At 63.0% G+C, this 17,154-nt stretch carries 14 protein-coding genes; 13 read left to right on the top strand and 1 reads right to left on the bottom strand.

Annotation, left to right across the window (positions count from 1 at the left end; all coding sequences use genetic code 11):
* The first annotated feature begins 97 nt into the window (after positions 1–97).
* The 4 genes from mutS to trpS all read left to right on the top strand — a co-directional run bounded on the left by mutS (position 98) and on the right by trpS (position 8,515).
* The gene (mutS, locus tag LG281_RS11590; protein WP_404400815.1) at positions 98–2,800 is read left to right on the top strand and encodes a DNA mismatch repair protein MutS; all 2,703 of its coding nucleotides are present in this window, start codon (positions 98–100) and stop codon (positions 2,798–2,800) included.
* Complete coding sequence (locus tag LG281_RS11585; protein ID WP_404400813.1) at positions 2,781–5,579, top strand: [protein-PII] uridylyltransferase; 2,799 nt, start codon at positions 2,781–2,783, stop codon at positions 5,577–5,579. The genes mutS and LG281_RS11585 overlap by 20 nt, the downstream gene beginning before the upstream one ends.
* A 259-nt stretch (positions 5,580–5,838) precedes the next feature.
* On the top strand, positions 5,839–7,425 hold the full coding sequence (gene murJ / locus LG281_RS11580; RefSeq protein ID WP_404400811.1) for a murein biosynthesis integral membrane protein MurJ: 1,587 nt from the start codon (positions 5,839–5,841) through the stop codon (positions 7,423–7,425).
* Positions 7,426–7,480: 55 nt separating this feature from the next.
* Positions 7,481–8,515 carry a tryptophan--tRNA ligase gene (gene trpS / locus LG281_RS11575; protein ID WP_404400809.1) on the top strand — a complete coding sequence of 345 codons (1,035 nt, stop codon included), beginning with the start codon at positions 7,481–7,483 and terminating at the stop codon, positions 8,513–8,515.
* A gap of 774 nt (positions 8,516–9,289) precedes the next feature.
* Here the strand turns inward: trpS and LG281_RS11570 are convergent.
* Positions 9,290–10,072: a class I SAM-dependent methyltransferase gene (locus tag LG281_RS11570; protein WP_404406719.1), complete on the bottom strand. Its 783-nt coding sequence runs from the start codon at positions 10,070–10,072 to the stop codon at positions 9,290–9,292.
* A 210-nt stretch (positions 10,073–10,282) separates the two neighbouring features.
* Here LG281_RS11570 and LG281_RS11565 point away from each other — a divergent pair, with 210 nt between their 5' ends.
* From LG281_RS11565 to ybeY, 9 genes are all read left to right on the top strand, one after another.
* Positions 10,283–10,777, top strand: coding sequence for a universal stress protein (locus LG281_RS11565; protein WP_404400807.1), 495 nt, complete (start codon positions 10,283–10,285; stop codon positions 10,775–10,777).
* Positions 10,778–10,945: 168 nt separating this feature from the next.
* A complete protein-coding gene (locus tag LG281_RS11560) occupies positions 10,946–11,512 on the top strand; it encodes a NifU family protein (RefSeq protein ID WP_404406717.1) in 567 nt (188 codons plus the stop codon).
* Between the two features lie 112 nt (positions 11,513–11,624).
* Positions 11,625–12,221 (top strand): tRNA (adenosine(37)-N6)-threonylcarbamoyltransferase complex dimerization subunit type 1 TsaB, encoded by a 597-nt coding sequence (gene tsaB / locus LG281_RS11555; RefSeq protein WP_404400805.1) that lies wholly within the window; start codon positions 11,625–11,627, stop codon positions 12,219–12,221.
* Positions 12,218–12,697, top strand: coding sequence for a ribosomal protein S18-alanine N-acetyltransferase (gene rimI, locus LG281_RS11550; RefSeq protein WP_404400803.1), 480 nt, complete (start codon positions 12,218–12,220; stop codon positions 12,695–12,697). The genes tsaB and rimI overlap by 4 nt, the downstream gene beginning before the upstream one ends.
* A 36-nt stretch (positions 12,698–12,733) precedes the next feature.
* Positions 12,734–13,174 carry a Fur family transcriptional regulator gene (locus tag LG281_RS11545; RefSeq protein WP_404400801.1) on the top strand — a complete coding sequence of 147 codons (441 nt, stop codon included), beginning with the start codon at positions 12,734–12,736 and terminating at the stop codon, positions 13,172–13,174.
* 9 nt (positions 13,175–13,183) lie between these two features.
* Positions 13,184–13,969 (top strand): lysophospholipid acyltransferase family protein, encoded by a 786-nt coding sequence (locus LG281_RS11540; RefSeq protein WP_404400799.1) that lies wholly within the window; start codon positions 13,184–13,186, stop codon positions 13,967–13,969.
* 52 nt (positions 13,970–14,021) lie between these two features.
* Positions 14,022–15,392: a tRNA (N6-isopentenyl adenosine(37)-C2)-methylthiotransferase MiaB gene (gene miaB, locus LG281_RS11535; protein WP_404400797.1), complete on the top strand. Its 1,371-nt coding sequence runs from the start codon at positions 14,022–14,024 to the stop codon at positions 15,390–15,392.
* 52 nt (positions 15,393–15,444) lie between these two features.
* Positions 15,445–16,482, top strand: coding sequence for a PhoH family protein (locus LG281_RS11530; protein WP_404400795.1), 1,038 nt, complete (start codon positions 15,445–15,447; stop codon positions 16,480–16,482).
* Entirely contained in the window at positions 16,479–16,961 is a 483-nt protein-coding gene (gene ybeY, locus LG281_RS11525) for an rRNA maturation RNase YbeY (RefSeq protein WP_404400793.1), read from the top strand. Before LG281_RS11530 ends, ybeY begins: the two co-directional genes overlap by 4 nt.
* Positions 16,962–17,154 lie beyond the last annotated feature (193 nt).

The raw sequence follows: 17,154 nt of genomic DNA, 5'->3' as shown, positions 1-17,154 counted from the left end.
CTCCCCGGCTGTTGGAATCGCGCGCAAACTGCAATAGGTTCGCAACCTTTGAAACGTCCACCGCGTAGGGACCACCCCATCCCCGATGCCACAGATCATGTCCAGGGACATCGATAGCGCACAACCCGCCGCTGCCGCGGCGAATACCGTGACGCCCATGATGGCGCAATATTTCGAGATCAAGGGCGTTAACCCGGGCTATCTGCTCTTCTACCGCATGGGCGATTTCTACGAACTCTTCTTCGAAGATGCCGAAATCGCCGCACAGGCGCTTTCGATCACCTTGACCAAGCGCGGCAAGCATCTGGGCGAGGACATCCCCATGTGCGGCGTGCCCATCCACGCGGCCAACGACTATCTCAATAAACTCATCCGCCTGGGCCACAAGGTCGCCATCTGCGAGCAGGTCGAAGATCCTGCCGAAGCCAAGAAGCGCGGCTCGAAATCGGTCGTCAAGCGCGACGTCGTCCGGCTCGTCACGCCCGGAACGCTCACCGAAGACGACCACCTCGTCGCCCGCGCCCACAATTTCCTCGCAACCCTTGCTATGCTCCGCCACGGTGACGCCGATTTCGCGCTCGCCTGGGCCGACATCTCGACCGGCGACCTCTTTGTCACCGATATTTCCCGCGACGCTATTGCCGACGAATTGGGCCGCATCGACGCCGCCGAGCTGGCGATGACGCAGACGACCTTAGACGCCCTGCGCGAGGCGGGCATCCCGGCCCCGCTCATCGCCAATTGCACCCTGCTGCCGCCTGCCCGGTTCGATTCCGAAACCGCCGCCGAGCACCTGCGCGATCATTTCACCGACGGCAGCGTCGATCCCACGGCCTTCTCCCGCGCCGCGCGCGCGGCCTTGGGCGCGCTCGTGGGCTATGTCGCGGAAACGCAAAAAGGCCACTTCCCTGCGCTGCGTCCGCCCCGGACCCAGAACGCGGCCCAACACATGCGGATCGATCTGGCGACCCGCAATTCGCTCGAACTGCTTTCGACCAATCGCGGCGAAGCCAAAGGCAGCCTGCGCCACGCCATCGACAAGACCGTGACCCCCGCCGGCGCCCGGCTTCTCTCGGCCCGCCTCGCTGCGCCGCTCATCGACCCCGAAGCGGTCAACGCCCGGCTCGATATGGTCACCGCGCTCATCGACAACCCGATGACAACGACCGATATCCGCGCTCAATTGCGGTCCGCGCCCGACATCGCCCGCGCCTTGAACCGCCTCGCGCTCGAACGCGGCGGCCCGCGCGATCTCGCCGCGATCGGCACCGGCGTCGCCCGCGCGCTGGAATTGGGCGGGCTCGTCGGCGGGCTCGATCCACTACCGCAAGGGCTCCTCGATATCGCGGTGGCGCTGGGCAAATCGCCCTCGGCGCTCGCGGACGAACTCGGCTCCGCCCTCGCCGAAGACCTGCCGCTTTTGATCCGTGACGGCGGCTTTGTTGCCGAGGGCTATGACGCAGAACTCGACACCCAGCGCAAATTGGGCCGCGAATCCCGCACCGTCGTCGCGCAGCTCCAGGCCGAGCTTTGTGAGGAAACCGGTGTCAAGGCGCTCAAGATCAAGCACAACAATGTCTTGGGCTTTTTCGTCGAAGTCCCCGCAAGCCACGGCCAAAAGCTCCTCGACGAACACCGCGAAAAATTCATTCACCGCCAGACCCTCGCCAACGCGATGCGGTTCACGACAAGCGTGTTGGCCGAGCTCGAGGGCAAGATTGCCCGCGCGCAGGATATGGCGATCGAGATCGAGCTTGCGATCTTTTCTCGCCTGCGCGAGGCGGTGCTGGCTTCAACCAAAGAGCTGCAGGCCGCCGCCGACGCCATGGCCGCCCTCGACGTCGCCGCATCGCTCGCGACGCTGGCCGCCGAACGCGGCTATTGCCGCCCGACCGTCGATGAGTCCCTCGCCTTCGAGATCGAAGGCGGGCGCCACCCTGTCGTCGAGGCGACTTTGGAGCGCGAAGGTCAGAGCTTCGTTGCCAATGATTGCGACCTCTCGGCGCCCGAAGCGGCCGAGGCCGGTCAGCTCTGGCTCATCACCGGGCCGAATATGGGCGGTAAATCGACCTTCCTGCGCCAGAACGCGCTCATTGCCATCCTCGCGCAGATGGGGTCCTACGTCCCCGCGCGCGCGGCCCATATCGGTGCTATCGACAGGGTCTTCTCCCGCGTCGGCGCCTCCGACGACATTGCGCAGGGCCATTCGACCTTCATGGTCGAAATGGTCGAAACTGCCGCCATCCTCGACCGCGCCACCAAGCGCTCGCTGGTGATCCTCGACGAAATCGGCCGCGGCACCGCGACCTTCGACGGGCTCTCGATCGCCTGGGCCTGCGTCGAGGCGCTGCACGAAACCACGCGCTGCCGGGGTCTTTTCGCGACCCACTATCATGAATTGACCGCGCTCAAGGAGACGTTGTCGCGCGTCTCGAACCACACCATGACCGTGCGCGAATATAAAGGCGATGTCGTTTTCCTCCACGAGGTGCAAAAAGGCGCCGCCGACCGCTCCTACGGCATCCAGGTCGCCCGCCTCGCCGGGCTTCCGGCCCCCGTCGTCGAGCGCGCCCGCGCCATTTTGGAGCTTCTGGAAAAGCGCGGGCAATCGGATCCCGGTTCGGTTCTTGAAGACCTGCCGCTCTTTGCCCATATGCCGGCCCCCGGGCCATCGCAACCCGATGATAACCCCGTGCACGATATGATAGAGGCGGTCGCCCCGGACGACATGACCCCGCGCGAAGCGCTCGAATGGATATATTTGCTGAAAAAGGCCCATAATGCTGACCGCACAGGCTGAGCCGCACACCCACGTAAAGCGTGCCCCCGCGCGCGGAGGGCTAGACGCCGAGACCCTCGTGCGGGATGTGCGCGAGGCGACCGCCGAGCTTGCGCCCGACAGCCCAGCCGCCCGCGCCGTCCTCCTCGACAAGGTCAAATCCGCGCTCAAATCCGCCCGCGCCGACGCGGAGGCCGAACTGATCGCCACCCACAAGGGCACCCGCTGCGCCCAGGCCATCGCCCACGCCCAGGACGAGGTGATCCGCGCCGTCCACATCTGGGCCACCCGCTACGTCTACCCGCGCGAAAACCCATCCGAGGCCGAAGCCCTCGCCATCGCCGCTGTCGGCGGCTATGGCCGCGGCACGCTGGCGCCGGGGTCGGACATCGATCTTTTGTTCATCCTGCCCTATAAGCAGACCCCCTGGGGCGAGAGCGTCACCGAATTCGTCCTCTATATGCTCTGGGATCTGGGGCAAAAAGTCGGCCACGCGGTCCGCTCGGTCGACGATTCGATCCGGATGGCCAAGTCCGACATGACCATCCGCACGGCAACGCTCGAAAGCCGGTTTTTAACCGGCGACAAGCGCCTCTTCAACCAGATGCGCGACCGGTTCGAAACCGAGATCGTCGAAAAGACCGGCCCGGAATTCATCGCCGCGAAAATGGCCGAGCGCGACGCCCGCCACGAGGCCCAGGGCAACACCCGCTATGTCGTCGAACCCAACATCAAGGACGGCAAGGGCGGGCTTCGCGACCTCAACACGCTCTACTGGATCGGCAAATATTTCTACCGCGTGCGCACCTCGCATGAATTGATCGACAAGGGCGTCTTCTCCCGCGCCGAGTACCGCACCTTCCAGCGCGCCGAGGACTTTTTGTGGGCCGTCCGCTGCAACCTCCATTTTCTCCTCCGCCGCGCCGACGACCGGTTGACGTTCGAGGTCCAGCAGGAAATGGCCGAGCGCCTGGGCTATTCGGACCGCGCGCATATGCTGGGCGTCGAGCGCTTCATGAAGCGCTATTTCCTCGTCGCCAAGGATGTGGGGGATTTGACCCGCATCTTCTGCACCTCGCTCGAATTCGCCCACGCCAAAAAGGTCGACGCCTTCGGCCGTGTCTTCCGATCGTTCCGCAAGACCCGCCGTGCCATCCGCGGCGAGCCCGATTTCGTTCTCGAGCACGGCCGCATCACCACCGCGGCGCCGGACGTCTTCGAAAAGGACCCGGTCAATATCATCAAGATCTTCTGGGTCGCCGGCCGCGAAGGCGTGATGTTCCACCCCGACGCGCTCAAGGAGCTCACCCGCTCCATGCGCCTGATCGATAAGGATCTGCGCGCCAACGAACGTGCCAACGCCTATTTCCGCGATATCCTCACCGCACCCAAATCCGTCGAACGCATCCTGCGCCGCATGAACGAATCCGGGGTTTTGGGCAAATTCGTCCCCGAATTCGGCAAGATCGTCGCCCTGATGCAGTTCAACATGTATCACCACTACACGGTGGACGAGCACCTGATCCGCGCCGTCGGCGTCATGGCCGAAATCGAAAACGGGGGCTTGAAGGACGAACTGCCTCTAACCCACGAACTCCTGCCGCACCTCTCGGACGTGCGCCTGCTCTATGTGACGCTCTTCCTCCACGACATCGCCAAGGGCCGCCCCGAGGACCATTCGACCGCCGGCGAAACCATCGCGCGCAAATTCTGCCCCCGGCTGGGCTTGACGCCCGCCGAAACGGAAACCGTCGCCTGGCTCGTGCGTCATCACTTGCTCATGAGCGAAATCGCGCAATCGCGCGACATCCAGGACCCCGAAACCGCCCGCAATTTCGCCGAGGTCGTCCAGTCGCCCCAGCGCCTGGCACTTCTGATGATCCTGACCGCCTGCGATATCCGCGCGGTCGGTCCCGGCGTCTGGACGGGATGGAAGGGCTCGCTCCTGCGCGCGCTTTATTACGCTACCGAACCGCTCCTTTCAGGCGGGCACTCCCAGGTCTCCCAGTCCCAGCGCATCGCCGAAGCGCAGGACGAATTGGCCGCCGCGCTGCCCGATTGGCCGAAATCGAAGCTCAAGGCCTATACCGCGCGCCACTTCCCCAATTACTGGTTGCGCGCCGAACCCGAACTGCAGGTCGCCCACGCCAAAATGCTCGACCGGGCTGGCGAGAACAAAGGCGCCTTCGCGGCGACCACGGCCATCAAGGCGTTCGAGGGGATCACCGAAGTCAGCTTCTATACCCCGGACCACCCCCGGCTCCTTTCGCTCATCGCCGGCGCCTGCACCATGGCCGACGCCTCGATCATCGGCGCGCAGATCTTCAACACCCGCGACGGCCACGCGCTCGATACCTTCCGCCTGCGCCGCACCTTCAAAACCGACGAGGACGAAAAGGTCCGTGCCGCGCGCATCACAGAAACGGTCAAGGCGCTCCTTGAAGGCCGCAAATACCTCCCCGACGATCTCGGCCACGATTCGCGCTACAACCGCCGCCTGCAGCCCTTCTCGGTCCCCACGGAAATCTTCATCTCCAACAAGCTTTCCGACAAGTTTACGGTGATCGAAATCTCCGGCCTCGACCGCACCGGCCTCCTGTTCCACCTGACCCGCGCGCTTTCGGACCTCAACCTCACCATCGGCTCGGCCCATATCGGCACCTATGGCGAAAAGGCGGTGGACGTCTTCTACGTCACCGATTTGACGGGCGGCAAAATCGAAGCCAAAACCCGCCAGAAACGCATCCGCGACGCGCTCGAGGCGGTGTTCGAGCCTGAAAAGCAAAAGGGCGCGGCGTGATGGAGAGGTTTGCGTTGTGCGCCGAACGCCTCGCGCACACGGTTTCCCTTCTCCCCTTGAGGGAGAAGGTGGGCCTCGCGAAGCGAGGGTCGGATGAGGGGTGTGTGCGGCGGCGCAAACAGCGCAAAAGCCGCGTTTTATCTCAGGCGCGCACCCCTCATCCGACCGCTTCGCGGCGTTCAGCGCTCAAATCGGTCCACCGGACCGATTTGTCCCTTCGGGCCACGACTTACTCTCCCTCAAGGGGAGAAGGGAAACCGTGCCCCGCTCGGGGCATCCACTCGTGAGCCTCTACCGCAATTTCTTCTCCGTCTCCGCGCTGACGCTGCTAAGCCGCGTCTTCGGCTTTGCCCGCGACATGCTGATGGCGGGCGTTCTGGGCACCGGCCCGGTCGCCGACGCCTTCTTTGCGGCTTTCCGCTTCCCCAATCTCTTCCGCAGGCTCTTTGCCGAAGGCGTCTTCAACACCGCCTTCGTACCCATTTTTACCGGCGCGCTCGAACAGCAAGGCGAGGAGGCTGCGCGCGAGATCGCGACCCGCATCATCTCCTGGCTCATCGTCTTCCTCGTGATCGTCACCGTTCTCGCGGAAATCTTCATGGAAGCCCTCCTCGTCCCCTTCGTGCCGGGCTTCCTCAACGATCCGGAAAAGTTCGAACTGACGGTCCTCCTCACCCGGATCTGCTTCCCCTATCTCGCCTGCATGAGCCTGATGGCCGCCTATGGCGGCATACTGAACGGGCTGGGGCGCTTCCTCGCCGCCGCCTTCGCCCCGGTGCTTTTGAACATCGCCACGATCATCGTCCTCGCCGGCCTCGTCCTCTACCAGAGCAGCGACCCGGCCTTCGACGCCATCTGGGTCACCATCGGCGTCATGGCCGGGGGCGTCGTGCAATTGGCGCTCGTTATCTGGGCGCTCGCAAAAACCGGCTTCATGCCGCGCTTCACCTGGCCGGTCGTGGATAAATCCGTCCAGCGCTTCTGGTTCCTCGCCGTTCCCGCCATGCTCGCGGGCGGCATCACCCAGATCAACATCTTCGTGGGCACCATCATCGCCTCGCAGGCCGACAGCGCCATTTCCTACCTTTATTACGCCGACCGGCTCTACCAGCTCCCCCTCGGCATCATCGGCATCGCCATTTCCGTCGTCCTCCTGCCCGAACTCTCCCGGCATTTAAAAGGCGGCCGCAGGGCCGAGGCCGACACGAGCCAGAACAATGCGCTGCTGATCTCGATGCTCCTCAGCCTCCCCGCCGCCACCGCGCTCGCCGCGCTCGCGACCCCCATCATCTCGGTGCTCTTCGAACGCGGCGCCTTCGACGCCGAAGCCACCCGCGCCACTGCCGACGCGCTCATCGCCTTTGCCTTCGGCCTGCCCGCTTTCGTCTTGATAAAAGTCTTCCAGCCGGGCTTTTTCGCCCGCGAGGATACCGTCACCCCCACGGTCATCGCGGGGGTCTCCGTCGCGGTCAACATCGCCATCTCGCTTGCGCTCTTCCCCGCGCTCCAGCACGTCGGCATCGCGATTGCGACCACCGTTTCCGCCTGGGTCAACACCATAACCCTCGCCATCCTCCTCGCCCGGCGCGGACATTTCCGCCTCTCCGCAAGCCAGATCCGGCGCCACGCCATGATCCTCGGTGTCGCGCTTGCGATGGCGCTCGTCCTCTGGCTCCTCGCCATCCCGCTCGCCCCCTGGCTCGCGGCCAATGCCGGCACGCTACAAAAAATCGTCGCGCTGGGTGCCCTTATCGCGGTGGGGCTCGTGGTTTACTTCGCGCTCGTGCATATAACCGGCATCCAGAAGCTTGGCACCCTCCTCGCGCGCTTGCGGCGGACAGGCTAAGCGACTAAACAAAACGCCCCAGCCTTAATTCGACTTCTTTCAGGGACATCCGTCCATGCCATTCCCAAAACGCGTATTCTCGGGCATCCAGCCTTCGGGCGATTTGCATCTGGGCAATTACCTCGGCGCCATCAAGCGCTTCGTGCCCCTTCAGGACGAGTTCGACTGCATTTATTGCGTCGTCGACATGCACGCGATCACGGTCTGGCAGGAGCCCGAGGACCTCAAGCGCCGCACCTACGAGGTCGCCGCGGCCTATCTCGCCGCCGGGCTCGACCCGAAAAAATCGATCATCTTCAACCAGTCCCAGGTCGCCGAGCATGCCGAACTGGCCTGGGTATTCAACTGCGTCGCGCGCATGGGCTGGATGGCGCGCATGACCCAGTTCAAGGACAAGGCGGGCAAGAATTCCGAAAACGTCTCGCTCGGGCTCTTCGCCTATCCCTCGCTCATGGCCGCGGATATCCTCCTTTATAAAACCACCCACGTCCCCGTGGGCGAGGACCAGAAGCAGCACCTTGAACTGACCCGCGACATCGCCGCCAAGTTCAACCACGATTTTTCCGCCTCGATCGCGGCCAGGGGCCATGATGGGGACTATTTCCCCATCACCGAACCGGTCATCACCGGCCCGGCCACCCGCGTCATGAGCCTGCGCGACGGGACGAAAAAGATGAGCAAATCCGATTCGTCCTCGGAAATGGCGACCATCTATCTGATGGACGACGCCGACGCGATCACCAAGAAGATCAAGAAAGCCAAGACCGACCCCGAGCCCTTACCGTCCGAAGCCAAAGGCTTAGAGGCCCGCCCTGAAGCCGCCAATCTCGTCGGCATCTACGCCGCGCTCGCGGACACGACCATCGACGCGGTCCTGTCCCAATATGGCGGCCAGGGCTTCGGCGTCTTCAAGCCCGCGCTTGCCGAACTCGCCGTCTCGGTATTGGGGCCGCAAGCCGCCGAAATGCGGCGCCTCGTCGCCGACCCGGGTGAAATCGAGGCCGTCCTCCGCGACGGTGCGGATCGGGCACGGGTGCTGGCGGAAAAGAACATGGCGGAGATCCGGGATATCGTGGGGTTCGTGCGGTAAGGGGCGCTCGGGCGTCCGTTACCTCCGGCGCGTTATCGCCGGGGTCACCCGCTGGTATCCGCTTCAGGGCACAGCGCGGCGGCGCCTCCAGCATGCCATCCCGGGCTTGTCCCCGGCGTAGCATGATGGGAAAGCCGCCCCGCCTGGAACGTGAGCGAAGGGCCGTCCAGCGCGCCGCTCCCGGCTCTTGCGCCGGCACTCCCCCGCCCCTCGTCATCGCCGGGCTTGACCCGGCGACCTTGCAGCCTTTCCTCTATACTGTGCTTGTGGAGATGCACCTGGAGCCGCAATGCGTTCATATTGGATCGCCGCACCCCCCGCCCCCTCCCCCGTCATCACCCGATTTATTCGGGTGATCCAGTAGCGCGCTGTCCAGCGTGCGGGAAGCTCTGCAACCATTTGCGCTTGGTACCGGGGCTGCTCTGGATCACCCGGACAAGCCGGGTGATGACAGGGGAGGAAAAGTGCCAATGATCAATCAGAGCGAAAGGCGCTCTAAGTCCGCGGGTCAAGCCCGCGGATGACGATGGAGACGGGAGCGCAAGTCAACCGGGACCGTGCGGTGCTTCCCGCAAAGAAGCATTGCGTCCCGATACCCCCAAGCCTGTCGCGACAGCCGCGTCGCGAAACATATCGGCGGTGACCGCCTTGGCGCATTCCTCGCTGTCATCCACGATTACGGGGAATTTGCGTTTATATTCATCCGCAAATTTCGTCCCCAAGTCGGTCATTGGGAAGCAAACAGACGTACACCTGAGAGCGGACGCTGGTCCGCTAAGCCGGCTTCCCGACAACAAGGCGCAACGGCCCATCAAAGAACGGCTGGGAACGGAGGTGACCGTATTTTTCGTCCCAGCGGCCACTCGCAAGGTCACTCGACAAATGCTTGACGAAGCGTTCGACGGCCGCCCTCGGAACCAAGCTCCAGCTCGAACAGGCTAGTCGCGCTTCGTGGTCGAGCAGTGCTTCTGGGCGGCCATAATATGCTTCGTTGAAGCCATCGCGGCAGTGCAGCGGAACAGGCACCGACCTAACCTCGACGTGTTGGCCAAGAGCAGTTGCGATGCGCTGAATGGGCGGAAAGCGGCTCGCTTCAATCGCTCGAACCTCAGGAATGTAATCGTTGAGCCAGTAATCTTCCATCAGAGCGGGATCGCAGACGAGAAGAACAACGGGGCCTCTGGTGACCCGGCGCATCTCGGTCAGCCCTTTCTCTAGGTCCGACCACTGATGGACTGTCACCGTTGCCATCGAGGCGTCGAAGCTGTCGTCTGCGAAAGGCAAATCCTCCGCCACTGCGTCAATCGCAACGCTAAGGTTCGCGGGGCGTTGCGCCCTCATCGACGCCGATGGCTCAACCGCTGTCACTTCTCGGTCAGTGGGTTCGTAAGACCCTGTTCCTGCCCCCACGTTCAGAATGGTCCAGGCGTTTCCCAACGCTTCGAGGATCTGTGCGGCGATCACAGGCTCCGGCTGACGAAAGCGTCCATAAGAGCCGCCGATCTCGCCATAGTCGACGTCCCCTGCGCTTCCATCGTCATGGCGCGTTTTGTTCATTGCCAACTTGAACCTTTTTATCTGCCAAGTGCCGGACTGTGAAACTAGGAGGAAAGCGGACTGTCAGCAAGTCACTCCAATTCAGCCATAATCGCTGCGCTCGGCGTAACGCCCAACCCCCCGACGCACGCCCCTCAATCCACCCTCTTGCCACCTTCAAATCCGCTGTGGCAGCATGCCGCGTCCCGCAACAGGCACCGGAATCATCGCTTGCCCGACACCAACGACCGCTATGCGGATGAATATAAACGCAAATTCCTCGTCATCGTGGACGACAGCGAGGAATGCGCCAAGGCGGTCACGTTTGCCGCCCTGCGTGTCCGCCGCACCGGCGGCACGGTCGTCCTGCTTTCGGTGATCGAGCCCGACGACTACCAGCATTGGCTCGGCGTCGAGGAAATCATGCGCACCGAGGCCTATGAGGCGCTCGAATCGCTGCAGGCCCGTCAGGCTGCCCGCATCGCGTCTTTCGGCTCGATCAAGGTCGAGCGCGTGATTCGCGAGGGCAAGAAGGCCGAGGAGATCGAAGGGCAGCTCGCCGACGATCCCGATATCGCCATCCTTGTCCTGGCCGCCGCCGATTCGGCGGAAGGCCCCGGTCCGCTCGTCTCCTCCATCGCCGCCCGGGGCGCCAACGCCCTGCGGGTCCCCGTCACCATCGTCCCCGGCTCGATCTCGGACGGGGATCTGGCGGCGCTCTGCTGATTCAGTCATCAGTGGTCAGGGATCAGGTATCAGATGGGGTTCGTCTGATACCTGATCCCTGAATCCCCGATGACTGGACTTGCATTCCCCACCAAAACGACTATTTTGGCACTAACTTGGAATGGTTCTAAAAAGCCTTCCGCCCCGCGCATGAACGGACCGTACGCGATGTTTATCCAGACCGAAGTCACCCCCAATCCGGCAACGCTCAAATTTCTCCCTGGGCGTGAAGTGCTCGCTGGCGAGCCGCGCGATTTCCGCGACGCCGAAGCCGCGCGCATTTCTCCGCTCGCCTCCGCGCTCTTCTCCCTCGATGGCGTTTCCGGCGTCTTTCTCGGCTCCGATTTCGTATCGGTGACCAAGGCGGAAGAGACCGACTGGGCCCACATCAAGCCCGCCATCCTGGGCGCGGTGATGGACCATTATATGAGCGGCAAGCCGATCCTTGCAGAGGGCACGCCGCCGGCAGAGGCCAATGACGAGGACGAGTTCTTCGACGACGGCGACGCCGAGACCGTAGAAGTCATCAAGGAACTTCTCGCCACCCGCGTCCGCCCCGCCGTCGCCATGGATGGCGGCGACATCACGTTCAAGGGCTATAAGGAAGGCACGGTCTTCCTCCACATGCAGGGCGCCTGCTCGGGCTGCCCCTCATCGACCGCGACCCTCAAGTCCGGCATCGAGAACCTGTTGCGCCATTTCGTTCCCGGCGTCGAGCAGGTCCAGCAGATCTGACTGGAGCGGTTCGAGAAGAAAGTTTATCGAATAACGGCCTCACATCCGTAAGACAGACGCCCCGTGAGCCTCGCGCTTGCGGGGCTCTTGTTTTGCGCATAAAGCCTTTTCCATGACAATGCCCGTAACCCTCGCCATCGATACCGCCCGCGAGCGCCTCCAGATCGCGCTCGTAAATCGGCACGGAAAAATCGATGTCGAGATCCGGGATATCGCGCGCGGGCATGCCGAAATCATCATGGATGTCATCGTCGCCATCCTCGCCCGGAACGGGCTGGCCTATCAGACAATCGAAAAAATCGCGGTGACGACCGGCCCCGGCTCGTTTACAGGCCTGAGGATCGGGCTTTCCGTCGCCCGCGGCCTCGGCCTTGCCTTGGGCGTGCCGGTCCTCGGCATTTCCTCGCTTCTGGCGCTCAGCCTATCCCACGATGGTCCCATTGATCTCATCGTCGATGCCAAGCGTGGCGAGGCCTATCGTCAGGCCTTCTCGGCCCCCGGAATTCCGGCCTCTGCGCCCGAACTAGTCGACCTCAACCAGGCCTTGCAGGTCGCCTCCCGCACCGCCCCGGACGACCCCATGATCGACATCGCCACGATGACAAAATTCGCCGCCACCGCAAATCCGGCCGATTTCCCGCCAGTCCCCAATTATATCCGCGCCGCCGACGCCAAGCCGCAAACGCGCGGAAAGGTCGCGCGCCAATGAGCTACTGGACTGCACCGGCAGGGCTTTTCATCGGCTATGGCGAACCCGCCCACGCCGACACCCTGGCCAAACTCCACGCCCAGGGCTTCTACCGCGGCTGGCCCCACGAGGACTTCGAGGCCTATCTCGCCGATCCGCTTCAGACCCCGTCCTACGTGGCGCTCGATAACCGCCGCACGCCCCGCGGCTTCGCCATGCTCCGCATCGCGGGCGACGAATGCGAGCTCTTGACGATTGCGGTGGATAAAAAGCTCAGGGGCAAAGGTATCGGCCGCGCGCTGCTCGCGGCTGCCTTCGCCGATCTGCGCATGACCCCGGTGCGCTCCATGTTCCTCGAGGTCGACGAAACCAATTTGGGTGCCATAAAGCTCTATAAAAACATGGGCTTTGCCGAGATCGCCACGCGCAAGGGCTACTACTCCAAGCCCGACGGGTCGGCCGCCACCGCCCTTGTCATGCGCGCCAATCTCGGCTAACCCGCATTCCAACGACGGATATTTCGGAGATGCTTGATGGGCACGCAATCGGGCAGCGAGGCCACGCTCGAGGAGCAATGCGTCGCGCGCAACATGCGCATGACCGAGCAACGCCGCATCATCGCCCGCGTGCTCGAAGCGGCGACCGACCACCCCGACGTCGAGGAACTCTACCGCCGCGCCGCCGCAATCGACCCGAAAATCTCGCTCTCGACGGTCTACCGGACGGTCAACCTTTTCGAGGAAGCCGGCCTCGTCACCAAGCACGATTTCAAGGATGGCCGCGCGCGCTTCGAGCAGAATCCCGACGAGCACCACGACCATTTGATCGATGTGCGCACCGGCAAGGTCATCGAGTTTCGCAACGAAGAGATCGAGGCGATTCAAGAGCTTATCGCCAAGAAACTCGGCTATAAGCTCGTCGACCATCGGCTGGAACTCTATGGCATCCCCATCGCCAAAGATGGTGACGAGTAGACGAAGGTCATGATCCTCAGGCTTTTGTTCCTCGCCCTCGTGGTGTTGCCGTTCACGCTCGTGGGCCTGCCCATTCAGGCGCTGATCCTCGCCTTCAACCGCCCCGGCTGGACGATCCTCCCGCGCATGTTCTTCAAGCTGATGGCCTTCGGCCTCGGCCTGCGCGTCAAGATCGTCGGCGCGCCGGTCAAAAACGGCCCGGTTCTCCTCGTCGCCAACCACATCTCCTGGCTCGATATCCCCGCTATCGCTTCGAAATTCCCGGTCTGTTTCGTTGCCAAATCCGAAATCGCCAATTGGCCGGTCGTCGGCTTCATGGCGCGGCTGCAAAAGACCGTCTTCGTCAACCGGGACCGCCGCACGGACGCGGGCCGCACCGCAAGCGAAATGAAAGACCGCATCGAGGAAGGCAGCAATGTCCTGCTTTTCGCAGAAGGTACCTCCGATATCGGCACCCATGTCCTGCCTTTCCGCTCCGCGCTGATGGGTGCCGCCCGTCAGGCAATGGCCGAGGGTACGGGCCGCGAGGTCGTCGTCCAGCCCATGACCATCGCCTATACCGCGCTCTCGGGCCTGCCGCTTTCGCGCCACGAGCGCCCGAAGGTCGCCTGGATCGGGGATATGGGGGTGGGGGACAATCTCAAGACGATCCTCTCCTCGGGCCCCAAGGACGTCACTATCGCCTTTGGAGATCCCATCAGGGGCGACGGAGACCGCAAAACAATCGCCAAAACCGCAGAGCGCGAGGTTCGGCGCATGCTTGTCGCCCTGAATCGCGGCCAGCCTTTGCAATAACCCCCCATAAGGGTGTAAAGGGGCCGCTTAACGAGCAAAATGGCGACCCGCGATGAGCGAAACCAACACCAAAAAGGTCTTCATCAAGACCTATGGCTGCCAGATGAACGTCTATGACAGCGACCGGATGACCGACGCGCTGTCCGAGCACGGCTATGCGCCCACCACCGAAATGGGCGATGCGGACTTGGTGCTCCTCAACACCTGCCACATCCGCGAAAAGGCCGCCGAAAAGGTCTATTCCGAACTCGGCCGCATCCGCGATTTCCGCGATGAGCGCGGTCCCGATGCCAAAAAGATGCTGATCGGTGTCGCCGGCTGCGTCGCCCAGGCCGAAGGCGAAGAGATCATGCGCCGCGCTCCGGCTGTCGATCTGGTCTTCGGCCCGCAATCCTACCACCGGCTCCCCGAGCTCGTCGCCAAGGCCGGTGGCGAGCGGGTGATCGACACGGATTTCCCCCAGGAAGACAAGTTCGCCCATCTGCCCCAACCGCGCCGTGAAGCCACCATCAAGCGCGGGCTGACGGCGTTTCTGACCGTCCAGGAAGGCTGCGACAAATTCTGCTCGTTCTGCGTCGTGCCCTATACCCGCGGCGCGGAAGTCTCGCGCCCCGTTGCGCAGGTGGTCGCCGAGGCACAGGCGCTTGCCGATGCCGGCGTGCGCGAGGTGACGCTGTTAGGCCAGAACGTCAACGCCTATCACGGACTCAATGAGACCGGCCATAGCGTGGGCCTTGGCGAACTCTGCCACATGCTCGCCGAAATCGACGGCCTCGAACGCATCCGGTATACCACGAGCCACCCGCGCGACATGGACGATGCGCTGATCGCTGCCCACCGCGATCTCGACAAGCTCATGCCATACCTTCATTTGCCGATCCAGTCGGGTTCGGACCGTATCCTCAAGGCCATGAACCGGCGCCACACGGCCGCCGAATACCTCGAACTGATTGAAAAGATTCGCGAGGCGCGCCCTGACATGGCTCTTTCGGGCGACTTCATCGTCGGCTTCCCCGGTGAAACCGAAGCGGATTTCGAAGCCACCCTCGATATCGTCAAAAAGGTCGGCTACGCCTCAGCCTTCTCGTTCAAATATTCCACCCGCCCCGGAACACCGGGCGCAGAAATGGACGGCCAAGTGCCCGAACCTATCAAGGCCGAGCGTCTCGAACGCCTGCAGGCGGAAATCAACGCGCTTCAGACGGCATTCAACGCAGGGTGTGTCGGAATGACCTTTCCTGTGCTTATCGAAAAGCCGGGACGGAACCCGGGCCAGGTCGCAGGACGTTCCCCTTATCTGCAGCCGGTCCATATCGAAGCCGATGCGGGCCTGATCGGCCAGATTTTGCCGGTCGAAATCACCGGCACGGCAAAAAATTCACTCTCGGGCACAATTGCCCGAGGCAAGGCGCGAGCGGTCTGATACCATCGGATATCGGAAAGATTCGGATTTGATGCCTCCGGAGCAGCCAACTTTGACACGAAACTTACGTGCTCAGGGCGACGCCCCCCCGCCCGCCCACCTCGAACTGGCGTTCGAAGACAACCGGCTTGTGTCCCAGCTTTACGGTGAATTCGACCAGAACCTCGCATTGATCGAGCAGCGGCTCGCCGTCGAAGCCAATTCGCGCGGCAATCACGTGATGTTGCGCGGCGGCGCCAACGCTGTCGATCAGGCGCGCCGGGCGCTCGAGTCGCTTTATGATATGCTGGAGGAAGGCAAACACGTTACCGTCGGCGATGTCGACGGGGTGATACGCATGGTCCAGACCGAGGACAGCCAGCTTTCGCTGCCCACCATCGAGAAGAAGGGCAAGGTGCGCATGGCCCAGATCGCCACGCGCAAGGCGACCATCGTCGCGCGCAATCCGGCCCAGGACGGCTATATCCGCGCCATGGACCGGTTTGAACTCGTTTTCGGCGTCGGTCCGGCCGGTACGGGCAAGACCTATCTCGCGGTCGCCCATGCAGCAACGCTTCTCGAGCGCGGCGAGATCAATCGCATTATCCTTACCCGCCCCGCGGTAGAGGCCGGTGAGCGTTTGGGCTTTTTGCCCGGTGACCTCAAGGAAAAGGTCGACCCTTATCTGCGTCCGCTCTATGACGCGCTCTACGATATGATGCAGCCCGAGGTCGTCGACCGCTGCCTTGAAAACCGCACCATCGAGGTGGCTCCACTCGCCTTCATGCGCGGGCGTACCCTCGCCAACGCCGCGGTCATTCTCGACGAGGCGCAGAACACCACATCCATGCAGATGAAGATGTTCCTGACCCGTCTGGGCGAAAACTCGAAAATGATCATCACCGGCGACCCCACTCAGGTCGACCTGCCGCGTGGTGAGAAATCCGGCCTCGTCGAGGCGCTGCACCTGCTTTCGGAGATCGAGGGTATCCACATCACGCGCTTTACCGACAAGGACGTCGTGCGCCACGCGCTCGTCGCCCGCATCGTGCGCGCCTATGAAGGCGCCACCGGCAAGGATCCGCTCGGCGAAGGACGGCTCGACGTTTGAGCGCGCCTCTCGAGATCGACATCGCCGTCGAGGGTGGCGACTGGCCCGAGGGCCTCGAACCGCTCGCCGAGACCGCTCTGCGGGCCGCGCTCGAACACTCCGGTCGGCTTCTGGCCGGTCCGGCGGAATTGAGCGTGCTTCTCACCGACGACGCGCATCAAAAAGAGCTCAACCGGCAATGGCGCGGCAAGGATGCGTCAACCAATGTGCTCTCTTTCCCGCAAATCGCGCCCGACGGTCCGGTGATGGGCCTTCTGGGCGATATTTCCCTTGCATACGAGACACTTGTGCGCGAAGCGGCCGATCTCGAAAAGCCCTTCGAGGACCATTTCGTCCACCTTCTCGTCCATGGAATGCTTCACATTCTCGGGTTCGATCACGTTTCCGAGAATGAGGCTCTTGTCATGGAGGCGAGAGAAACCGATATTATGAAGCTGTTGGGATACCCCGACCCCTATGATGGCGCGGAGCTGATCTAGGGGGGCACCATAGCCCGAAACGCGCAATGAACCAGGAGTGCTGACGGTTGACCGAAACGAGTCACCGCACCCCAAGATGACCGACAACGATCAATCTAGCGCCGCGGCGCGCCGGCCGCATCGCCTCTCAGGCGACACTGAACAGTCCGAACCTTCCCCTGACAGGCGGCCCACACTCTGGGCCAGGATCAAA

The organism is Pelagibacterium halotolerans, assembly GCF_044811015.1.
In the GTDB taxonomy this organism is placed as follows: Bacteria; Pseudomonadota; Alphaproteobacteria; order Rhizobiales; family Devosiaceae; genus Pelagibacterium; species Pelagibacterium halotolerans_A.
This window is presented reverse-complemented; position numbering and strand designations above follow the sequence as displayed.

What these genes read in the sequence shown, in the direction of transcription:
- LG281_RS11540 (WP_404400799.1), top strand. Translation starts at nt 13,184, where the DNA reads ATGATCCTCAGGCTTTTGTTCCTCGCCCTCGTGGTGTTGCCGTTCACG.
- miaB (WP_404400797.1), top strand. Translation starts at nt 14,022, where the DNA reads ATGAGCGAAACCAACACCAAAAAGGTCTTCATCAAGACCTATGGCTGC.
- tsaB (WP_404400805.1), top strand. Translation starts at nt 11,625, where the DNA reads ATGACAATGCCCGTAACCCTCGCCATCGATACCGCCCGCGAGCGCCTC.
- LG281_RS11545 (WP_404400801.1), top strand. Translation starts at nt 12,734, where the DNA reads ATGGGCACGCAATCGGGCAGCGAGGCCACGCTCGAGGAGCAATGCGTC.
- trpS (WP_404400809.1), top strand. Translation starts at nt 7,481, where the DNA reads ATGCCATTCCCAAAACGCGTATTCTCGGGCATCCAGCCTTCGGGCGAT.
- LG281_RS11585 (WP_404400813.1), top strand. Translation starts at nt 2,781, where the DNA reads ATGCTGACCGCACAGGCTGAGCCGCACACCCACGTAAAGCGTGCCCCC.
- LG281_RS11560 (WP_404406717.1), top strand. Translation starts at nt 10,946, where the DNA reads ATGTTTATCCAGACCGAAGTCACCCCCAATCCGGCAACGCTCAAATTT.
- mutS (WP_404400815.1), top strand. Translation starts at nt 98, where the DNA reads ATGTCCAGGGACATCGATAGCGCACAACCCGCCGCTGCCGCGGCGAAT.
- rimI (WP_404400803.1), top strand. Translation starts at nt 12,218, where the DNA reads ATGAGCTACTGGACTGCACCGGCAGGGCTTTTCATCGGCTATGGCGAA.
- LG281_RS11570 (WP_404406719.1), bottom strand. Translation starts at nt 10,072, where the DNA reads ATGAACAAAACGCGCCATGACGATGGAAGCGCAGGGGACGTCGACTAT.